Raw genomic sequence first — 15,841 nt, 5'->3', positions numbered from 1 at the left:
CGACGCTATAGTACGCTGCCGTTCGACCTCCACACCTCCCGCTTTTGCTCCCAAAAAAATAAAAATAAGTCCAAAAAGCAAGTCGAAAACTATCGACGTTTCCCAATTGATGTCACCCGCAAAGCGGTCATCAGTATTCTTTTCATAAATTTCTTATTAATGCCTGCCTTGGTAGATTGACGGTCAAATTAATACTCATAGATGCTGGCACTGCTCACTATCCATCGATTCCGTACTTTGAGCAGCAGTACCGTTCCCCCCATTCCTTCTGGGCGATAGGATATTTCGGCTTTAGCGCCGTTAGAAGTGCTGCCAATCTCGAAGTTTACGGCGTCGTCTCCCGCTACGACGACTACCACCGGCCGGTTATAAAGCACCAGGTCTGGCTGGGTACCCGAGTAAGGTGCGGCGATGGCAATCTTGACAGGAAGGCGTCCAGGCATCTCCGGATGCAGATACTGTGCGACCTTCACGTGGGTCAGTACGGCACCGACGATTTGATTGATGTCTGTCTTCGTGAGCGGCGTCGGGGGAGATGGCGGCAGACTTGAGACACCTGTCGAAGCCGCTAGCAACAAAGCTACTATTTTCATCGCGCCCCGCTCATGAATTGTTCGGGCCGCCTGGAGGGCCTGCTTTCACAAATTGTCAGCTTTTTAAAATTCATTTCAAAGGCAACTGCTGGTCGAGCACTTGCATGACTGCAGCGACAATGGCGGCCGCATCGCCCTGCTCCACCGCCACCACCGGCAGCGTGCCGAAGGGCTTGCGCGCGGTGCGCACCTGGGTGGCGCTCACCTCCAGGCTGTCGAGTTCGGAAGCGCGGGCGCGCCAGTAAGTCGGCTTGCGCAGTTGCGCCATCTGGGCCGCCGCCAGTGTTGGGCCGATCTCGCCGTTGAAGGCTACCGCAGGGTAACCGCAGCCGGCGCCCATGCTGCCCTGCTCGGCCGCCGCCAGGCATCCCAACGCTGCTTGTAACTGAACGTCGCGTCCGGCCGGCAACGCACCTTCATGCAGCGCATCGACGAGCACCAGCCCGGTCACCGCGCCGCGCGAGCGCCAGGCATACTGCTGCGCCACCAGCGCGCCGAAGCCCACGCCAACGAGCACCAGCGGCGCCTCGATCCTGGCGTTCTTGAGCAGGAAACCGAGGTCGCGGCTGGCATTGCCGACCGAGGCGGCGCGGATAATGGGATCGCTCGCGCCCATGCCGGCACGGTCGTACACGCAGGCGCGGGTGCGGGCCGCTACCTGCGGCATTACCGTCGACCAGTCCCAGCCGGCGCGGCCGGCATCGGCTTCGAACAGCACGGTGGGCGATCCCTTACCCAGGCAATACATATTGAGCTTGCGCCCACCGACATCGACGCGCACCTGGGCGCCGGCAAAGGCATCCTGGCCGGCTGGCGGCGCGGCGTGGGCCGGCGCAGCGGCGAACAGGACGGAAGTGGCCATGACGGCCGGCAGCAGGATTTTTTTCATGTTGTCATCTTAATAGTTATGCCTGCCGGGAACAAGCACAGTGCTACCATGCGCCCGTAAAAATAATTTCCTGTTTTGTAGAACCATTTGTAGGCGGCAAGGTATCAACGGTAACAAGGAGGATCGCTGATGCAGCATCAACTGGGCCTGTCGACGGGCTCTCACAGTGACAACGACGAGAAGTGCCTGCTGGCCAGGGTGGCGGGCGGGGACCGCGCTGCGTTTGAAAAACTATATAAACTGTATTTTTCCCGGCTGACGCGTTTCGTGGGACGCATGACGCGCAGCACCCCGCTGATCGAGGAAGTGATCAACGACACCATGCTGGTGGTGTGGCAAAAAGCCGCCACCTTCGACGGCACGTGCAAGCCCTCGACCTGGGTGTTTGCGATCGCCTACCGCAAGACCCTGAAAGGCCTGCGCGCCAGCGATGAACCGCTGGAATCCGACGCCACGTTGTACGAAGATGACCTCGGCCTGCAGCCCGAGCAGCATATGCACCGCCAGCAGTTGCAGCAAACCGTGGCAGACGCGCTCGACGCACTGCCGGCGCCGCAGCGCGCGGTCATGGTGCTGACGTATTATCACGAGATGGCCTATAGCGACATCGCCGACATCGTCGCCTGTCCGGTCAATACGGTCAAAACGCGCATGTTCAACGCGCGGCAGAAATTGAAGGAAGTGTTGTGGAACGAAAGAGAGAACAACCGATGAACGCGGGCGTCTTCAACATCGATGGATCGGGCCCGGAACACCAGGCGGTGCAAGAGCTGTTGCCCTGGTATGCGGCAGACAGGCTGTTGGCCGACGAAAGCGGTCGCGTGGCGCGCCACCTGCAACACTGCATCGCCTGCCGGCGAGATCTGGCGCGCGAACGCGCGCTGCTGGCCGCCGCCAATGACGACGAGGTCCTGCCACCGGGACTGGATATGGACGCCGCGCTGGCGCGCCTGATGCCGCAGTTGGGCGCGCAGGATCAGTCTGGTGACGCCAGCGATACCGACACCAGCCCACCTGCACCGCCAGCCGCCAGCCCGGCCGTCGTGCCGCTGCGTGCCGCGCTGCCGTGGTGGCGCCGTGCCGCCGCCAACGAGCCGTCGTGGCTGCGCTGGGCGGCCGCAGCCCAGTGCGTGGTGATCGTCGGCATGGCCGCGCTGCTGGCGCGTCCCGACGCGGCGGACACCGCCAGCCTGTCCGCGTATCACGCTTTAGGCAATGGCGCCGCGCCATCCGGCGGCAACCTGGTCGTGATATTCGAGCCGGCGACCACCGAGCGCGAATTCCGCCGCATCCTGCAACGCCATGGCGCGCGCGTGGTGGATGGCCCGACCGTCACCGATGCCTACCTGTTGCAGGTAGCCGACACCGAGCGCCAGCGCGCGCTCGAGGCGCTGCGCCACGATCCTGCCGTGCGTTTAGCCGAAGCGCTGGACGAAAACGGTACGCCATGAACGCTCGTTGGCTATTCGGCTCGGCCGCGCCGGCAGCGGTCTCCCGGCCGCCAACTGCAAGCGCGCGCCGGCCGCGCCTCCTGGCAGCGCTGGCATTGGCCGTCCGGCGAGCGACAATCAGCGCCTGTTGGCCGCGCAGCTTTGCCGCACTGGCAGCAGCCACACTGTTGCTGACCGCGACAGTCATGACAGCGCCGGCGCACGCCTGGCGTAGCGTCGCCCAGGACAGCGCCATCGGTGCACCGGGCGACGACGACGTCGGCGTGGTCCCCGCCGGCAGCGCCGACCAGGCCGAGGCCGATAGCGCAAGCGATCCGAACCAGCGCCAGTTGCTGGTCATGCTGAGCCTGCCCGCCACCCACTATCGCCCCGACGCCACCTATGGCGGGCGCTACATGGACGACAACGGCAACGGCGCGCGCCGCCGCCGCGCCGAAGCGCTGGCGCGCCAGCACGGTCTGACGGTGGTCGAAGGCTGGGCCATGTCGCTGCTCGGCATCGACTGCTACGTGATGCAGTACGGCGACCATGCCGACCCGCACCTGCTGATCGAACAACTGAGCCGCGATCCGCAGGTGGAGTGGGCGCAAAGCGTGGCCCGCTTCGACGGCATGGCGCTGGTGCCCGACTCGGCCGCCGCCGATGCCGCCGACGCCCTGTACCAGGTGCAGCCAGCCGCCCGCTACTGGCACGTGGCGGACCTGCACCGCCATGCCACCGGCCGCGAAGTGCGGGTGGCAGTGGTCGATAGCGGCATCGATGGCGAACACCCCGACCTGGCAGGCCAGCTCGCGGTCAACACCAATTTTGTCGATGCCGGTCCGCCGCCGCCCGAGCTGCACGGCACGGCGGTTGCCGGCATCATTGCCGCGCGCAGCGGCAACGGCGGCATTGTCGGCGTGGCGCCGCGCGCGAAGTTGATGGGACTGCGTGCCTGCTGGCAGACCAATCTCCAGCGCACCCGCTGCAACAGTTTTACGCTGTCCAAGGCGCTCAACTATGCCATCCTCAACAACGCCAAAATCATTAACCTGAGCCTGTCCGGCCCGCCCGACAAGCTGCTCGACCGCCTGCTCGATGTCGCACTCGAGCGCGGCATCAGCGTGGTGGGTGCCATCGATCCGCAAAACAGCGGACCGGCGTTTCCCGCCAGCCATCGCGGCGTGATGGCGGTGGCTGCGCAGCCGCGCCCCGGCGCGGCGCCGACCGTAATTGCCGCCACCAGGAGCGGCACTGAGTCCGGCCTGCTGGCGCCCGGCAACGACATCCCGACCACCTCGCCCGGCGCGCGCTGGTCGTTCGTCAATGGCAGCTCGTACGCGGCGGCGCACGTTTCCGGCATGCTGGCCTTGCTCGAAGAGCTGCGGCCCGACGCCTCGCCCACACAATTGCGCACCATGTTGCAACCCGCCGACATGGTCAAGACTGCTAATATCGACGCATGCGCCACCATTTCCCGCCTGATCCGTCAATGCAGTTGCACCTGCCCTGTTCCCGCCATCCAGCGCGCACCCGTGCCGTGACCTGGCGCGGACTGGCACTGTTACCCTTTATTGCGATGCTGGCGCCGTGCGCTTCGGCCCAGCTCGACATTACCGGCAGCGTTGCGGTGCAATCGGAATACCGTTACCGGGGCCAGAATCCTGGCCAGGGCGGCGCCGTGCCGCAGGCCACCGTCAACATCGATACCGACCGGGGCTGGTACGGCGGCGCATTTGCCAGCGCCATGACCATCGGCGATCTCGACGGCTACAAGCTGCAAGGCTACGCCGGCTACGCGCAGCGCCTGCGTAGGGGCGGCAGCTGGGAACTCGGCTGCAGCCGCATCACCTACACCCAGGCGCACGACAACGACTTCAGCGAATGTTATGGCGGGCTCAGTTTCGAGCGCGGCAGCACCCGGCTCTACTACTCGCCCAAGTACCTCGGCTACGACGCGCGCGTGCTGTACGGGGAGATCAACACCTTTTACCCGGTCCACCCGCGCTTCAACCTGGTAGGCCATATCGGCCTGCTGCGCAACCTCAGCGGCGGCTACTTCCCCGGCATTCCCACCTCCTCGCGCTACGACGTCCGTATCGGCATCGGCATTCCCTTCGGGCGCTACACGCTGCAACTGGCCCGCGAACACGTGCAGGACGACGGCCGCCGCTACACCATGTACCCGGTGCATCCGCCACGGCAGTGGAGCCTGGGCTTGAGTTATGCGTTCTAGGAGCGGCCATGGCCAGCGCTGACCCGCATCCGCACACGCCGGATGGACGCTACTTCGTGGTCAAGGGCAGACTGTGGAGGCTGAGCAATCCCGACCTGGCGCCGGAACGCCGCGAGGCGCTGGTCAAGCAGTTGATGGCGGCGCGGAGCGAAGTCGGCGCCGCGCGCAAGACTGGCGACAAGCAGCGCGAACGCGCAGCGCGCGCGGCGGTGGACCAGGCCAAGCATGGGCTCGGAGAACGTGGGCCCGTGTGGTGGACCGATGGCGCACCGGATTTGAACCGGCACATGGTCAAGAATACGCCCTATGCGCACTGGTACGCGGAGCTCCCGCCCGCGTGAGCACGGCAAGAATAACAGCACTTCGAAAAATTATTTACCTCCCGCTACATCCTCGCGCAACCGCTTTTCCTGCCGCGTCCGATACCATAAGACACCGGCGCCAGCACAGAGAACCAGGCCGACCTGGGTAAACTCGCCGATCGGCAGCACCCTCTCCTTGCCCCACGAACCGTAGCACATCAGCAGTCCAATGAAGAGCAGGGAAATAGCTTCCACCCACTTGTTAACGCGTTTCATTATCTTCACCACTCAGTAAAGGCTTTCCGCCTACCGTTACACGCAAACGTTCACCGCTGAATCCGGCCCGGGTGCTGCCGTAGATCGCCATGCCGATCGCTTCGTAGTGTGCTGATTTGTCTGCCTCGATGGAGACGACCACATTGGGCCTGTCACGGATAATTTTTTCCAGCGCCTGCGCAACCTCTGCAGTGGACGCCATTTTCTGCCCTTCCAGCTCGACGCGGGAATTATCGGAAATTTTCAGTACCAGTGTGTCGCTCATAGTGACTACCTTGTCATAAAAATTGGAACCGCCGGGAATGTCACGCTCGGCTTACTGCTTGATAAGCGAGCGAACAAACTTCTTTACTGCGCGATTGATCGTCACGAAATCGTTCCCCAGCGGCTTGGCGATATGGTACCGAATCTCCATGTCGAGATCGATTTTGGTCCATGCGACATAGTTCACGCTCCAGCTTCCAGGATCGTTCACTCCTACTAAATGACCATCTACGTCACGAAAGACGTACAGCGTCGATTCGGGCTTCATCGTTTTCTTGTTCAGCATGCCACGGTAGATGTCGAAACCTTCCGACGTGCCATCTCGATAAAGACGGCCCGGCTTGGTGGTATCGATTTTACCTGCAGCGTTCGCAACCAGCCATTCGGTACGGCCTTGCCCGCGTCCAAGCATTATCTGGCCCCTTATCTCGTCCGCACGAGGAGCATCGCGCCAATTGCGTGCCGCCATGCCGGGATATTGGAGTGAAAAATTCAGCATTGAAGGCACTGAAGTTTCCGACTTGACCGTCGATGGGATCAGAAATTTTCGGGTAAGTGCACCGTCAACCAGCTCAATTTCTTCGATGGTATTTGCCGGCTCACTTTTCGAACAGGCCAACAATAGAAGGAGCAATATGCCGCAGCACCTGGATGCGAAGCTCATGATATTTTCTTTGACAGATGAAATAAAAACCGCTCCGGCAGCATCGTCCAATGCTCCTCACGCCTATCGATTTTTTGTATCCAGATAGTCGGCACTATCCCGCTTCAGCATTTCCTGCGCAACGAAGACGCACCGCGTATTGAATTGCGAGCAGGAACGGCAAGGCGACCATCAGCGTCCCGGGCAACACTCCAGTCAACACAATGGTGAACCACTCTAGCGGATGTGCTTTTGACCAGTTGTTTGGTGGCGTCGACCACATCAGGTACGTCATCGCTGACGACACAATCGCCACGACGGCAAGTACCGTCCGGAAGTTGAACCAATGACGGCGTATCAGCACCGCTGCCACGGGAACGCCGACCAGTGCAAGCAAAGGCAAGACAAACAGCAGCGACAGTACCATCATGTAAATGCCCCGGCCAGGCACGAAGGTCCACCACTTGGTTTGCGCGAATACACCGTCCGCTGGCAAGCCGGTGAAGTCATGATAGGCATAGCCGAAGCTGACGACCAACAGCCCGGCGAGCGCCGCCAGGTAGCCTGCCGCATACGGCATCACGCCGATGCGGTCATATTCCGGACCGAGCAACCAGCGCCAGAGCCACCAGGGCAGCGCTACCGCGATACCGATGAGGATCAGCCCGAATGGCAGTGTCGCCCAGTAGAAAAGCCAGTCAGTCGCCATGATGACCTTGAGAGATGTTTATTTCCAAAATTTGAACAACAAGCCGGCAAGATCACCAAGCAACCAGATACCTTCCACCTTGTCGACCAGGTTGAGCGTTGACCTTTCACGCCGTATTTCCGTGCCGTCTGCCAGGCGGCCCAGGTTCACCGGCTGCGCGACGTGGGCCAGTTCCAGCAAGCGGGGCAACTTCCCGGCTTCGAGCCACAGGCCCCGGCATTCGGGACAGACGTCCAGCGCGATGCCCTTGTACGGCAGCGATTTCATCATCTTGCCGTCGCGGGGACAGGGCCGTACGTGCGCTGGCTGGTCCGGTTGCTTGTGCAGCTCCAGCGCCGCGTAGGCACGTACTGCGGGCAGCACATTGCCCGCGACCGCCACGCCCAGGCATTGCGGGCAACGATGCACTTCGTAGCCGCTGGAGGCGCTGGCCGCTAACGGCGTATCGTCTGCTGGACAAAGCATGGCCACGCTCCTTACCCCAGGCGCGCCGCCAGGTCGTCCACCGAAGCGCACCACTCGGCGTAATGCTCACTCTCTTCCCATAGCTGGCGCAGCTCCGACTGTTCGGACACGATGCGCGCCAATGCCTGCTGCGCCTTGGCGGCGAGGTCGGTGCGCGGCTTGACCGCACCTTTCGCTTTTTCCTTGCGCGCATCCACCCATTCGTCGATGGCCGCACTGTCCTCGGTACGTGCGCCGCCCTTGCCTTGCAGCCGTGCCAGCACTTCGATCGCCGCCAGCGCTTCGGCTGCCAGCGGCGCTTCGAGTTCGCCGCCGGCGTCGGCGCCTGCCAAGGCCGTATCGAGCGTGTTCTCGATGGCGTCCATATTGGTCGTCTCGTGCAGGTCCTCGGCCCAGTCCTGGGCGAAGTCATTACCGAAAGCGTCTACCGCCCATGTACCCATGTCCTGCTCCTGCTAAATTATGGCCGCACCGGTTTGACCAGCGGCACGTCTTTTTGTGATTTGACGACCTGCATCGCGGTAGCGATCAAGCCGCTGATGTCGCCCAGGTTGGCCGGCACGATGATGGAATTGTTGGTCTTGGCCAGCTTGCCGAATGCTTCCACGTATTGCTCGGCCACTTTCAGGTTCACCGCGTCTTCGCCGCCGGGATCGCGGATCGCCGAACCCACCTGGCGCAGCGCATTGGCGTTGGCCTCGGCCAGCGCGACGATGGCAGCCGCCTCGCCCTCGGCACGGTTGATGGCGGCCTGCTTGTCGCCTTCGGAGCGGGCGATCTGCGCTTCGCGTTCGCCGTTGGCGATGTTGATCTGCTCCTGCTTGCGGCCTTCCGAGGCGGCGATCAGCGCGCGCTTTTCGCGTTCGGCGGTAATCTGCGCCTGCATCGCGTGCAGGATTTCCGCCGGCGGCGTCAGGTCCTTGATCTCGTAGCGCAGCACTTTCACGCCCCAGTTGGCGGCCGATTCGTCGATGGCGTTGACGATGGTGGTGTTGATATGGTCGCGTTCCTCGAAGGTCTTATCGAGCTCCATGCGGCCGATCACCGAGCGCAGCGTGGTTTGCGCCAGCTGGGTGATGGCGGCGATGTAGTTGGACGAACCGTACGAGGCGCGCATGGCGTCGGTGACCTGGAAGTACAGGATGCCGTCCACCTGCAACTGCGTGTTGTCCTTGGTGATGCAGACCTGCGGCGGCACGTCGAGCGGAATTTCCTTCAACACGTGCTTGTAGGCGATGCGATCGACAAACGGGATCACGATATTGAGGCCGGGGCCCAGCGTCGCATGGTATTTGCCGAGCCGCTCCACCACCCACGCATGCTGCTGCGGCACCACGTTGATGGTCTTGAACACAAACACCAATGCCAGCACAAACAGCACCAGGGTCACATTGCCGAAACTGATATCCATCCAGGTCTCCTTCGTTTGAAATTGATTAGGCCGCGACAATCAGGCGGCTGCCGCGTACTTCGCGGATGATGTACTGGCCCGGCGCCGGGACCGCAGCACCAGTTGCCGTGCGGTCGAGCTCCACGTCCCACAGCGCACCGCGATACATCACGCGCGCCACGCCGTCCTGCCAGGCCGGCACGGTAACGGTCTGGCCGATATCGAGGTTCACATTGGGATCGCGCTCGGCTTCCACGCGGGTGCCCATCCTGCCGTAGCGGCTGCGGCGCAAGCCGATGGTCGCGGCCACGCCGACGATGGCGGCCACCATGGTCTGGATCGGCAGCGCCAGCCCGATGGCGGCAGCGAGCGCGCCGAACACCAGGCCGATGGCGATCATCAGCAGGTAGAACGTGCCGATGAACAGTTCGACGGTTACCGCAACGCCGGCGGCGATCAACCAGAAACTCCAGTCAGCCATGATGTCTCCTCCTCTCGTGAGCTATTTTCAAATACAAAGACCCCCGGAGCCCAATATGGGCCACGAGGGTCTTGGATGCAAGAACGTTTTTTGTGGAGTAAAAGGCTACTAAATTCATTAACTCCAGTCTAAACGATTTTTGTCTTGCGTCAACTCTTATTGGCTACCTTATTTAGGTTGCAGGCTTGCCAGTTTCTGCCACGTGTCGATCACCGAGTCAGGGTTCAGCGACATCGATTCGATGCCCTGCTCCATCAGCCACACGGCGAAGTCCGGGTGGTCGGAAGGACCCTGGCCGCAAATACCGATGTACTTGCCCTTTTCGCGGCAGGCCTTGATGGCCAGCGACAGCAACGCTTTGACGGCCGGATCGCGCTCGTCGAAGTCAGCAGCGAGCAGCGCCATGCCGGAATCGCGGTCCAGGCCCAGGGTCAGCTGGGTCAGGTCGTTGGAACCGATCGAGAAGCCGTCGAAGAACTCGAGGAACTGGTCGGCCAAAATCGCGTTCGATGGCACTTCGCACATCATGATCAGGCGCAGGTCGTTTTCGCCGCGTACCAGGCCGTTCTTGGCCAGCAGGTTCACGACTTTTTCAGCCTGGCCCAGGGTGCGCACGAACGGCACCATGATCTCGACGTTGGTCAGGCCCATGTCGTTGCGCACGCGCTTCATGGCCAGGCATTCCATTTCGAAGGCGCCGGCGAAGTCTTCGGCCAGGTAGCGCGCAGCGCCACGGAAGCCCAGCATCGGATTTTCTTCGTCCGGTTCGTAGCGCGAACCGCCAATCAGCTTCTTGTATTCGTTGGACTTGAAGTCCGACATGCGCACGATGACTTTTTTCGGCCAGAACGCGGCGGCGATGGTGGCGATACCTTCGGCCAGCTTGTCCACGTAGAAGGCTTTCGGCGACGCGTGGCCGCGGGCGACCGATTCCACTGCCTTTTTCAGGTCGGCGTCGATGTTCGGGTATTCCAGGATCGCTTTCGGGTGCACACCAATATTGTTATTGATGATGAACTCGAGGCGTGCCAGGCCCACGCCGGCATTCGGCACGGACTGGAAGTCGAACGCCAGTTGCGGGTTGCCGACGTTGAGCATGATCTTGGTCGGCAGTTTCGGCAGTTCGCCGCGCTGCACTTCCGAAATTTCGGTTTCCAGCAGGCCGTCGTAGATCTTGCCTTCGTCGCCTTCGGCGCACGACACGGTCACGAACGTGCCGTCCTTGAGCACTTCGGTCGCGTCGCCGCAACCGACCACGGCCGGCACGCCCAGTTCACGGGCGATGATCGCCGCGTGGCAGGTACGGCCGCCACGGTTGGTGACGATGGCCGAAGCGCGTTTCATGACCGGTTCCCAGTTCGGGTCGGTCATGTCGGCCACCAGCACGTCGCCGGGCTGCACGCGTTCCATTTCCGACGGGTCGGTAATCACGCGCACCGGGCCAGCGCCGATTTTCTGGCCGATGGCGCGGCCGGACGTCAGCACGGTGCCGGTCGATTTCAGTTTGAAGCGCTGCTGCACGTCGGTCGCTTTCTGCTGCGATTTGACGGTTTCAGGACGCGCTTGCAGGATGTACAGTTTGCCGTCGCGGCCATCCTTGCCCCACTCGATGTCCATCGGACGGCCGTAGTGGTTTTCGATGATGACGGCGTACTTGGCCAGCTCCACCACTTCGGTGTCGTTGAGCGAGTAGCGGTTGCGCAGTTCCACTGGCACGTCCACGGTTTTCACCGAGCGGCCAGCCTTGGCTTCGTTGGTGAATTCCATCTTGATCAGCTTGGAGCCGATGTTGCGGCGGATGACAGGCGATTTGCCTTTTTCCAGCATTGGCTTGTGGACGTAGAATTCGTCCGGGTTGACGGCGCCCTGCACCACGGTCTCGCCCAGGCCATAGCTCGAGGTAACGAACACCACGTCCTTGAAGCCCGATTCGGTATCGATGGTAAACATCACGCCGGCGGCGCCCAGGTCGGAACGAACCATGCGCTGCACGCCGGCCGACAATGCGACTTCGGCGTGGGTGAAGCCTTTATGCACGCGGTACGAAATGGCGCGGTCGTTGTACAGCGACGCGAACACGTGCTTCATTGCTTCGAGCACGTTGTCGATGCCGACCACGTTCAGGAACGACTCTTGCTGACCGGCGAACGAGGCGTCGGGCAAGTCTTCGGCGGTGGCCGACGAACGCACGGCAAACGACATTTCGGTGGTGGAGTCGGCGACCAGGCGCTCGTAGAAGGCCGTGATGTCGGCCTGCAGGCGGGGCTGGAACGGGGTTTCGACGATCCAGCCGCGAATTTCGGCGCCCGCTTGCGCCAGGGCGCGCACGTCGTCAATATTCAGGTCGGCCAGACGATTGGCGATGCGTTCGGCCAGCGGCTTGCCGCCGTCGACGCTGTGTTCGAGGAAGTCGCGGAATGCCTGCGCCGTGGTGGCAAAGCCACCAGGCACACGCACGCCGGCGCCAGCCAGTTGGCTGATCATTTCGCCCAGGGACGCGTTCTTGCCGCCGACCGATTCCACATCGGTCATGCGTAAATTTTCGAACGATGCGACGTAAACCGCTTCCCCTGCCTGCTCCTTCAATGCTGCGTTAGACATAAAAAACACCTTTTTGATGATAGAAATCTTTCAGCCGGGTGCAGACGTCTCCGTTTTGCTTGTTCTTGTTATTCTGGTCGTCGTGCACCACAATCATGCTATTGGCAACCATTCTACAGCCTGTAACGACAATTGACGATTCCCGATCATCACCGGCAGAAAAATACATGACACAAGAACAACGAACCTCCTTTCCTACCGCATCACGCACGGTGTTCTTCGTCTCCGACGGCACCGGCATCACGGCTGAAACCTTCGGTCACTCGGTGCTGACCCAGTTCGAACTGCGCTTCCGCCAGATCCGGCTGCCGTTCATCGATACGCTCGACAAGGCGCACGACGCCGCACGCAAGATCAACGAGGCGTTTGTTACCGACGGTCAGCGCCCGATCATTTTTTCCACGCTGGTGCAGACCGAACTGTCGGACGTGATCCGCCGCTGCAAGGGCATGTATATGGACTTGTTCCAGACTTTCGTGGCGCCGCTGGAACAGGAATTGAACGTCAAATCGACCCACACCATCGGCCGTTCGCACAATATCGTCGACAGCGAAGAGTACAAAAACCGCATCGAGGCGATTAACTTCTCGCTGGCCCACGACGACGGCCAGTCGCACAAGAACCTGTCCTCGGCCGACATCATTCTGGTCGGCGTATCGCGCTCCGGCAAGACGCCCACCAGCTTGTACCTGGCCATGCAGTACGGGATCAAGGCGGCCAACTACCCGCTGATCCCCGACGATTTCGAACGGGGCCGCCTGCCGTCGTCGCTGTACGAGTTCAAGTCGAAGATTTTCGGCCTGACGATCACGCCGGAACGCCTGAGCGAGATCCGCAACGAGCGCCGCGCGGGCAGCAAGTACGCGTCGATCGAGAATTGCCGGTACGAGGTGAACGAGGCGGAAACCATGATGAAGCGCGAAGGGATACGCTGGCTGTCGTCCACCACCAAGTCGATCGAGGAAATCTCGACAACGATTTTGCAGGAGATCAAGCCGGACCGCCGCGAATACTAGGAGCGCCGGAAAAGCTTCATGGCGGCGTTGCCGCTCCCGGCCGTACCAGTCGTACTGTCTTCGTGGCGGCGCCTTGCTCCGAACGCTTTCTCGGGCGCCCCTTAAACCCTTGGGGGATCGGTATCGCGCGCGTACACGCGGTGCCGCGCCAGCACCGCGACGAACCGCGCCAGCGCATCGGCCAGGTCGCAGGTTTCGGCGCTGATGACGCCCGGATCCGGCTGGCCGTCGGGCAGCTTGTCCGGGATGTGCGCCGCCCGCAGCAGCACGGCGCCGCTGCCCACGGCCAGCATCGGCTTCAGGTGCCGGAACTGCAGCTTTAAAAATTCGAGCGCGCGTGCATCGCGCGACAGCGCGCACTCTCCCTCGGGATAATCGGGCACGATCACCGCATCGAACAACACCGACGGTCCCGCCTCGATGCTGATTTCCACGTCCAAGGGCGCGTCGTCGCTGGCGGCGATCTTACCGATTTGTTCGCCCACCAGGCGCGGCGCCGCGCCCAGGTCCAGCAAGGCTGCATACAGCTTGCGCGTTTGCGGACCATCGACGCCCGGCGCCACCAGCAGCGCTACCCGGCGCGTGGCCACGCCCACGTTGCCGGGGCGGTGGAACAGCGACAGCGGCGGCGATGGCAAATACTGGTATGGCGGGCGGCTGGTGGCCGGCGGCAGTGGGTCCGGCACGTCCATCCCAAGGCTGGCGGCCACGCGCGCGGCCAGCCCATTATCGACATTGACCAGCGCCGCCAGCACCCGCTTGCGCACGGCCGGCGTCTGCACCCGCGTCAGTTCGAACCGGAACGCCTGCACGACGTGGTCCTGCTCGACCGGTGTCTGGCTGATCCAGAACAGGCGCGCCTGCGAATAATGGTCGGCGAACAGTTCCGGCTTGCCGCGCACCTCGTTGCCGTGCGACGCTTCCGGCACGCTGACAAAACCGCGCACGCCGGCCTGGAACGGGCAGCCGCCTGCCAGCGAATTCGGTTCGTAGTTGACCCGACCCCGGTTGATCTGCTGGCGGTGCATGCCGTCGCGCTGGTTGTTGTGAATGGGCGCCACCGGCGTATTGATCGGAATCTCATGAAAGTTGGCGCCACCGAGGCGCGAGATCTGGGTATCGACGTACGAGTGCAAGCGGCCTTGCAGCAACGGATCGTTGGTGAAGTCGATGCCGGGCACCACGTGGGCGGCGCAAAACGCCACCTGCTCGGTCTCGGCAAAAAAATTGTCGGGATTGCGATTGAGGACCAGCTTGCCCACGGAGCGCAGCGGCACCAGCGCTTCCGGCACCAGCTTGGTGGGATCGAGAATGTCGAACGGGAAGCGCGCGGCCTGCGCCTCACTGAATACTTGCAGCCCCAGTTCCCATTGCGGGAACTGGCCGCTGTCGATGGCTTCCCACAAATCCCGCCGGTGGTAATCGGGATCGGCCGCCGCCAGGCGCACTGCCTCGTCCCACACCAGCGCATGGGTGCCGGCCATGGGCGACCAGTGGAACTTGCAGAAGACCGACGTGCCATGCGCATTCACCAGCCGGAACGTGTGCACGCCGAAGCCCTGCATCATGCGGTAGCTGCGCGGAATGGCCCGGTCCGACGTGTGCCACAGCAGCATGTGAACGATTTCGGGACTGAGCGACGCAAAGTCCCAGAACGTGTCGTGCGCACTCGATGCCTGCGGCATGCCGTGGTGCGGTTCGGGTTTCACCGCGTGGATCAGGTCCGGGAATTTCATCGCATCCTGGATGAAGAACACCGGGATGTTGTTCCCTACCAGGTCCCAGTTGCCGTCTTCCGTATAAAACTTGACGGCGAAGCCGCGCACGTCGCGCACCGTGTCGGCCGAACCGCGCTCGCCGGCCACGGTGGAAAACCGCACGAATACCGGTGTGCGTTTGCCCGTCGCGCCGAACAGTGCGGCGCGGGTAATGGCGCTTTGGTCGCCGTAGCTCTCGAAATAGCCGTGGGCGGCCGAGCCGCGCGCGTGCACCACGCGCTCCGGTATGCGCTCATGGTCGAAGTGCGTGATTTTTTCGCGCAGAATAAAATCTTCCATCAGGGTGGGACCGCGCAGGCCCGCCTTGAGGCTGTTCTGGTTATCTGCCACGCGCACCGCCTGGTTGGTGGTCAGCATGCGGCCGGTATCGTCCACCCGCACCCGGTCGAGCGGGCCGTCAAGCGGATTGTCGCCGAGGTCCGGCTGGCCGGCGCCCACTTTGGGCGAGGCCACGGTCTCGGTGCTGGTACTGGCCGTGGCCAGCGGCGACGTGGGCGTCTCCGTATCGCCCTCGTGCGGCACCCAGGCGGCATCGCCGTATTCGAGCGCCTTGGTGGGATTGTAGGGCATGTCGGCGGCCAGTTGGGCGTCGCTGACGACCTTCTCGATCAACTGGGTGGCGATGGGGTTGGGCGGGCCGAGGCGCGACGGGCGCGGCGCCTTCGAGGGACCGCCCAGGGTGCTCAGGATGGAACCGGCGCCGTCCACGTCGCCACCATTGCTTTTGCGTTTGGCCATGTCTCGACTCCTGTTCAATACCCGCTCCGA

At 62.5% G+C, this 15,841-nt stretch carries 18 protein-coding genes; 6 read left to right on the top strand and 12 right to left on the bottom strand.

What is annotated here, in order from left to right:
• Positions 1–188: 188 nt before the first annotated feature.
• Together F8197_RS03065 and F8197_RS03060 are read right to left on the bottom strand one after the other, a co-directional pair.
• Entirely contained in the window at positions 189–593 is a 405-nt protein-coding gene (locus F8197_RS03065) for a hypothetical protein (RefSeq protein ID WP_152879847.1), read from the bottom strand.
• 70 nt (positions 594–663) lie between these two features.
• Positions 664–1,482, bottom strand: coding sequence for an alpha/beta fold hydrolase (locus F8197_RS03060; RefSeq protein WP_152879845.1), 819 nt, complete (start codon positions 1,480–1,482; stop codon positions 664–666).
• Between the two features lie 129 nt (positions 1,483–1,611).
• Here F8197_RS03060 and F8197_RS03055 point away from each other — a divergent pair, with 129 nt between their 5' ends.
• Genes F8197_RS03055 through F8197_RS03035 form a run of 5 tightly spaced genes read left to right on the top strand, consistent with a single transcriptional unit; the run spans position 1,612 to position 5,489 of the window.
• Entirely contained in the window at positions 1,612–2,196 is a 585-nt protein-coding gene (locus F8197_RS03055) for an RNA polymerase sigma factor (RefSeq protein WP_152879843.1), read from the top strand.
• Positions 2,169–2,933 carry a zf-HC2 domain-containing protein gene (locus F8197_RS03050; protein WP_373996769.1) on the top strand — a complete coding sequence of 255 codons (765 nt, stop codon included), beginning with the start codon at positions 2,169–2,171 and terminating at the stop codon, positions 2,931–2,933. Before F8197_RS03055 ends, F8197_RS03050 begins: the two co-directional genes overlap by 28 nt.
• Positions 2,930–4,456: a S8 family serine peptidase gene (locus F8197_RS03045; protein ID WP_227012032.1), complete on the top strand. Its 1,527-nt coding sequence runs from the start codon at positions 2,930–2,932 to the stop codon at positions 4,454–4,456. The genes F8197_RS03050 and F8197_RS03045 overlap by 4 nt, the downstream gene beginning before the upstream one ends.
• Entirely contained in the window at positions 4,453–5,148 is a 696-nt protein-coding gene (locus tag F8197_RS03040) for a TorF family putative porin (RefSeq protein WP_373996768.1), read from the top strand. The genes F8197_RS03045 and F8197_RS03040 overlap by 4 nt, the downstream gene beginning before the upstream one ends.
• An 8-nt stretch (positions 5,149–5,156) precedes the next feature.
• The gene (locus tag F8197_RS03035; RefSeq protein ID WP_056147539.1) at positions 5,157–5,489 is read left to right on the top strand and encodes a hypothetical protein; all 333 of its coding nucleotides are present in this window, start codon (positions 5,157–5,159) and stop codon (positions 5,487–5,489) included.
• A 30-nt stretch (positions 5,490–5,519) separates the two neighbouring features.
• On the opposite strand, the gene F8197_RS03030 is transcribed toward F8197_RS03035, so the two are convergent.
• From F8197_RS03030 to ppsA, 9 genes are all read right to left on the bottom strand, one after another.
• Positions 5,520–5,726, bottom strand: a complete 207-nt coding sequence (locus F8197_RS03030; RefSeq protein ID WP_152879839.1) for a hypothetical protein — start codon at positions 5,724–5,726, stop codon at positions 5,520–5,522.
• Positions 5,713–5,991, bottom strand: coding sequence for a biopolymer transporter ExbD (locus F8197_RS03025; RefSeq protein ID WP_056147545.1), 279 nt, complete (start codon positions 5,989–5,991; stop codon positions 5,713–5,715). The genes F8197_RS03030 and F8197_RS03025 overlap by 14 nt, the downstream gene beginning before the upstream one ends.
• A 51-nt stretch (positions 5,992–6,042) precedes the next feature.
• A complete protein-coding gene (locus tag F8197_RS03020) occupies positions 6,043–6,654 on the bottom strand; it encodes a hypothetical protein (RefSeq protein WP_193333310.1) in 612 nt (203 codons plus the stop codon).
• 94 nt (positions 6,655–6,748) lie between these two features.
• A complete protein-coding gene (locus F8197_RS03015; RefSeq protein WP_056147552.1) occupies positions 6,749–7,342 on the bottom strand; it encodes a hypothetical protein in 594 nt (197 codons plus the stop codon).
• A gap of 18 nt (positions 7,343–7,360) precedes the next feature.
• A complete protein-coding gene (locus F8197_RS03010) occupies positions 7,361–7,807 on the bottom strand; it encodes a zf-TFIIB domain-containing protein (protein WP_152880805.1) in 447 nt (148 codons plus the stop codon).
• 11 nt (positions 7,808–7,818) lie between these two features.
• Positions 7,819–8,250 carry a DUF4259 domain-containing protein gene (locus tag F8197_RS03005; protein ID WP_056147559.1) on the bottom strand — a complete coding sequence of 144 codons (432 nt, stop codon included), beginning with the start codon at positions 8,248–8,250 and terminating at the stop codon, positions 7,819–7,821.
• 17 nt (positions 8,251–8,267) lie between these two features.
• On the bottom strand, positions 8,268–9,218 hold the full coding sequence (locus tag F8197_RS03000) for an SPFH domain-containing protein (protein ID WP_019919670.1): 951 nt from the start codon (positions 9,216–9,218) through the stop codon (positions 8,268–8,270).
• Positions 9,219–9,243: 25 nt separating this feature from the next.
• Complete coding sequence (locus F8197_RS02995) at positions 9,244–9,678, bottom strand: NfeD family protein (RefSeq protein ID WP_152879835.1); 435 nt, start codon at positions 9,676–9,678, stop codon at positions 9,244–9,246.
• A gap of 168 nt (positions 9,679–9,846) precedes the next feature.
• Entirely contained in the window at positions 9,847–12,279 is a 2,433-nt protein-coding gene (ppsA, locus tag F8197_RS02990) for a phosphoenolpyruvate synthase (RefSeq protein ID WP_152879833.1), read from the bottom strand.
• A gap of 167 nt (positions 12,280–12,446) precedes the next feature.
• Between ppsA and F8197_RS02985 the strand changes: the two genes are divergently transcribed.
• Positions 12,447–13,295 (top strand): pyruvate, water dikinase regulatory protein, encoded by an 849-nt coding sequence (locus tag F8197_RS02985; RefSeq protein ID WP_026636884.1) that lies wholly within the window; start codon positions 12,447–12,449, stop codon positions 13,293–13,295.
• A gap of 101 nt (positions 13,296–13,396) precedes the next feature.
• Here F8197_RS02985 and F8197_RS02980 read toward each other — a convergent pair whose 3' ends face one another.
• Entirely contained in the window at positions 13,397–15,811 is a 2,415-nt protein-coding gene (locus F8197_RS02980) for a catalase (protein ID WP_152879831.1), read from the bottom strand.
• Positions 15,812–15,841: the final 30 nt, after the last annotated feature.

The sequence above is a fragment of the Duganella sp. FT27W genome (assembly GCF_009295655.1).
In the GTDB taxonomy this organism is placed as follows: Bacteria; Pseudomonadota; Gammaproteobacteria; order Burkholderiales; family Burkholderiaceae_D; genus Rugamonas; species Rugamonas zoogloeoides.
This window is presented reverse-complemented; position numbering and strand designations above follow the sequence as displayed.

Excerpts from the sequence above, each read along its gene's own strand:
- F8197_RS02995 (WP_152879835.1), bottom strand. The coding sequence starts at position 9,678 with ATGGCTGACTGGAGTTTCTGGTTGATCGCCGCCGGCGTTGCGGTAACC.
- F8197_RS03020 (WP_193333310.1), bottom strand. The coding sequence starts at position 6,654 with ATGAGCTTCGCATCCAGGTGCTGCGGCATATTGCTCCTTCTATTGTTG.
- F8197_RS03030 (WP_152879839.1), bottom strand. The coding sequence starts at position 5,726 with ATGAAACGCGTTAACAAGTGGGTGGAAGCTATTTCCCTGCTCTTCATT.
- F8197_RS02980 (WP_152879831.1), bottom strand. The coding sequence starts at position 15,811 with ATGGCCAAACGCAAAAGCAATGGTGGCGACGTGGACGGCGCCGGTTCC.
- F8197_RS03045 (WP_227012032.1), top strand. The coding sequence starts at position 2,930 with ATGAACGCTCGTTGGCTATTCGGCTCGGCCGCGCCGGCAGCGGTCTCC.
- F8197_RS03065 (WP_152879847.1), bottom strand. The coding sequence starts at position 593 with ATGAAAATAGTAGCTTTGTTGCTAGCGGCTTCGACAGGTGTCTCAAGT.
- F8197_RS03055 (WP_152879843.1), top strand. The coding sequence starts at position 1,612 with ATGCAGCATCAACTGGGCCTGTCGACGGGCTCTCACAGTGACAACGAC.
- F8197_RS02985 (WP_026636884.1), top strand. The coding sequence starts at position 12,447 with ATGACACAAGAACAACGAACCTCCTTTCCTACCGCATCACGCACGGTG.
- F8197_RS03010 (WP_152880805.1), bottom strand. The coding sequence starts at position 7,807 with ATGCTTTGTCCAGCAGACGATACGCCGTTAGCGGCCAGCGCCTCCAGC.
- F8197_RS03000 (WP_019919670.1), bottom strand. The coding sequence starts at position 9,218 with ATGGATATCAGTTTCGGCAATGTGACCCTGGTGCTGTTTGTGCTGGCA.
- F8197_RS03060 (WP_152879845.1), bottom strand. The coding sequence starts at position 1,482 with ATGAAAAAAATCCTGCTGCCGGCCGTCATGGCCACTTCCGTCCTGTTC.
- F8197_RS03025 (WP_056147545.1), bottom strand. The coding sequence starts at position 5,991 with ATGAGCGACACACTGGTACTGAAAATTTCCGATAATTCCCGCGTCGAG.
- F8197_RS03035 (WP_056147539.1), top strand. The coding sequence starts at position 5,157 with ATGGCCAGCGCTGACCCGCATCCGCACACGCCGGATGGACGCTACTTC.
- ppsA (WP_152879833.1), bottom strand. The coding sequence starts at position 12,279 with ATGTCTAACGCAGCATTGAAGGAGCAGGCAGGGGAAGCGGTTTACGTC.
- F8197_RS03005 (WP_056147559.1), bottom strand. The coding sequence starts at position 8,250 with ATGGGTACATGGGCGGTAGACGCTTTCGGTAATGACTTCGCCCAGGAC.
- F8197_RS03015 (WP_056147552.1), bottom strand. The coding sequence starts at position 7,342 with ATGGCGACTGACTGGCTTTTCTACTGGGCGACACTGCCATTCGGGCTG.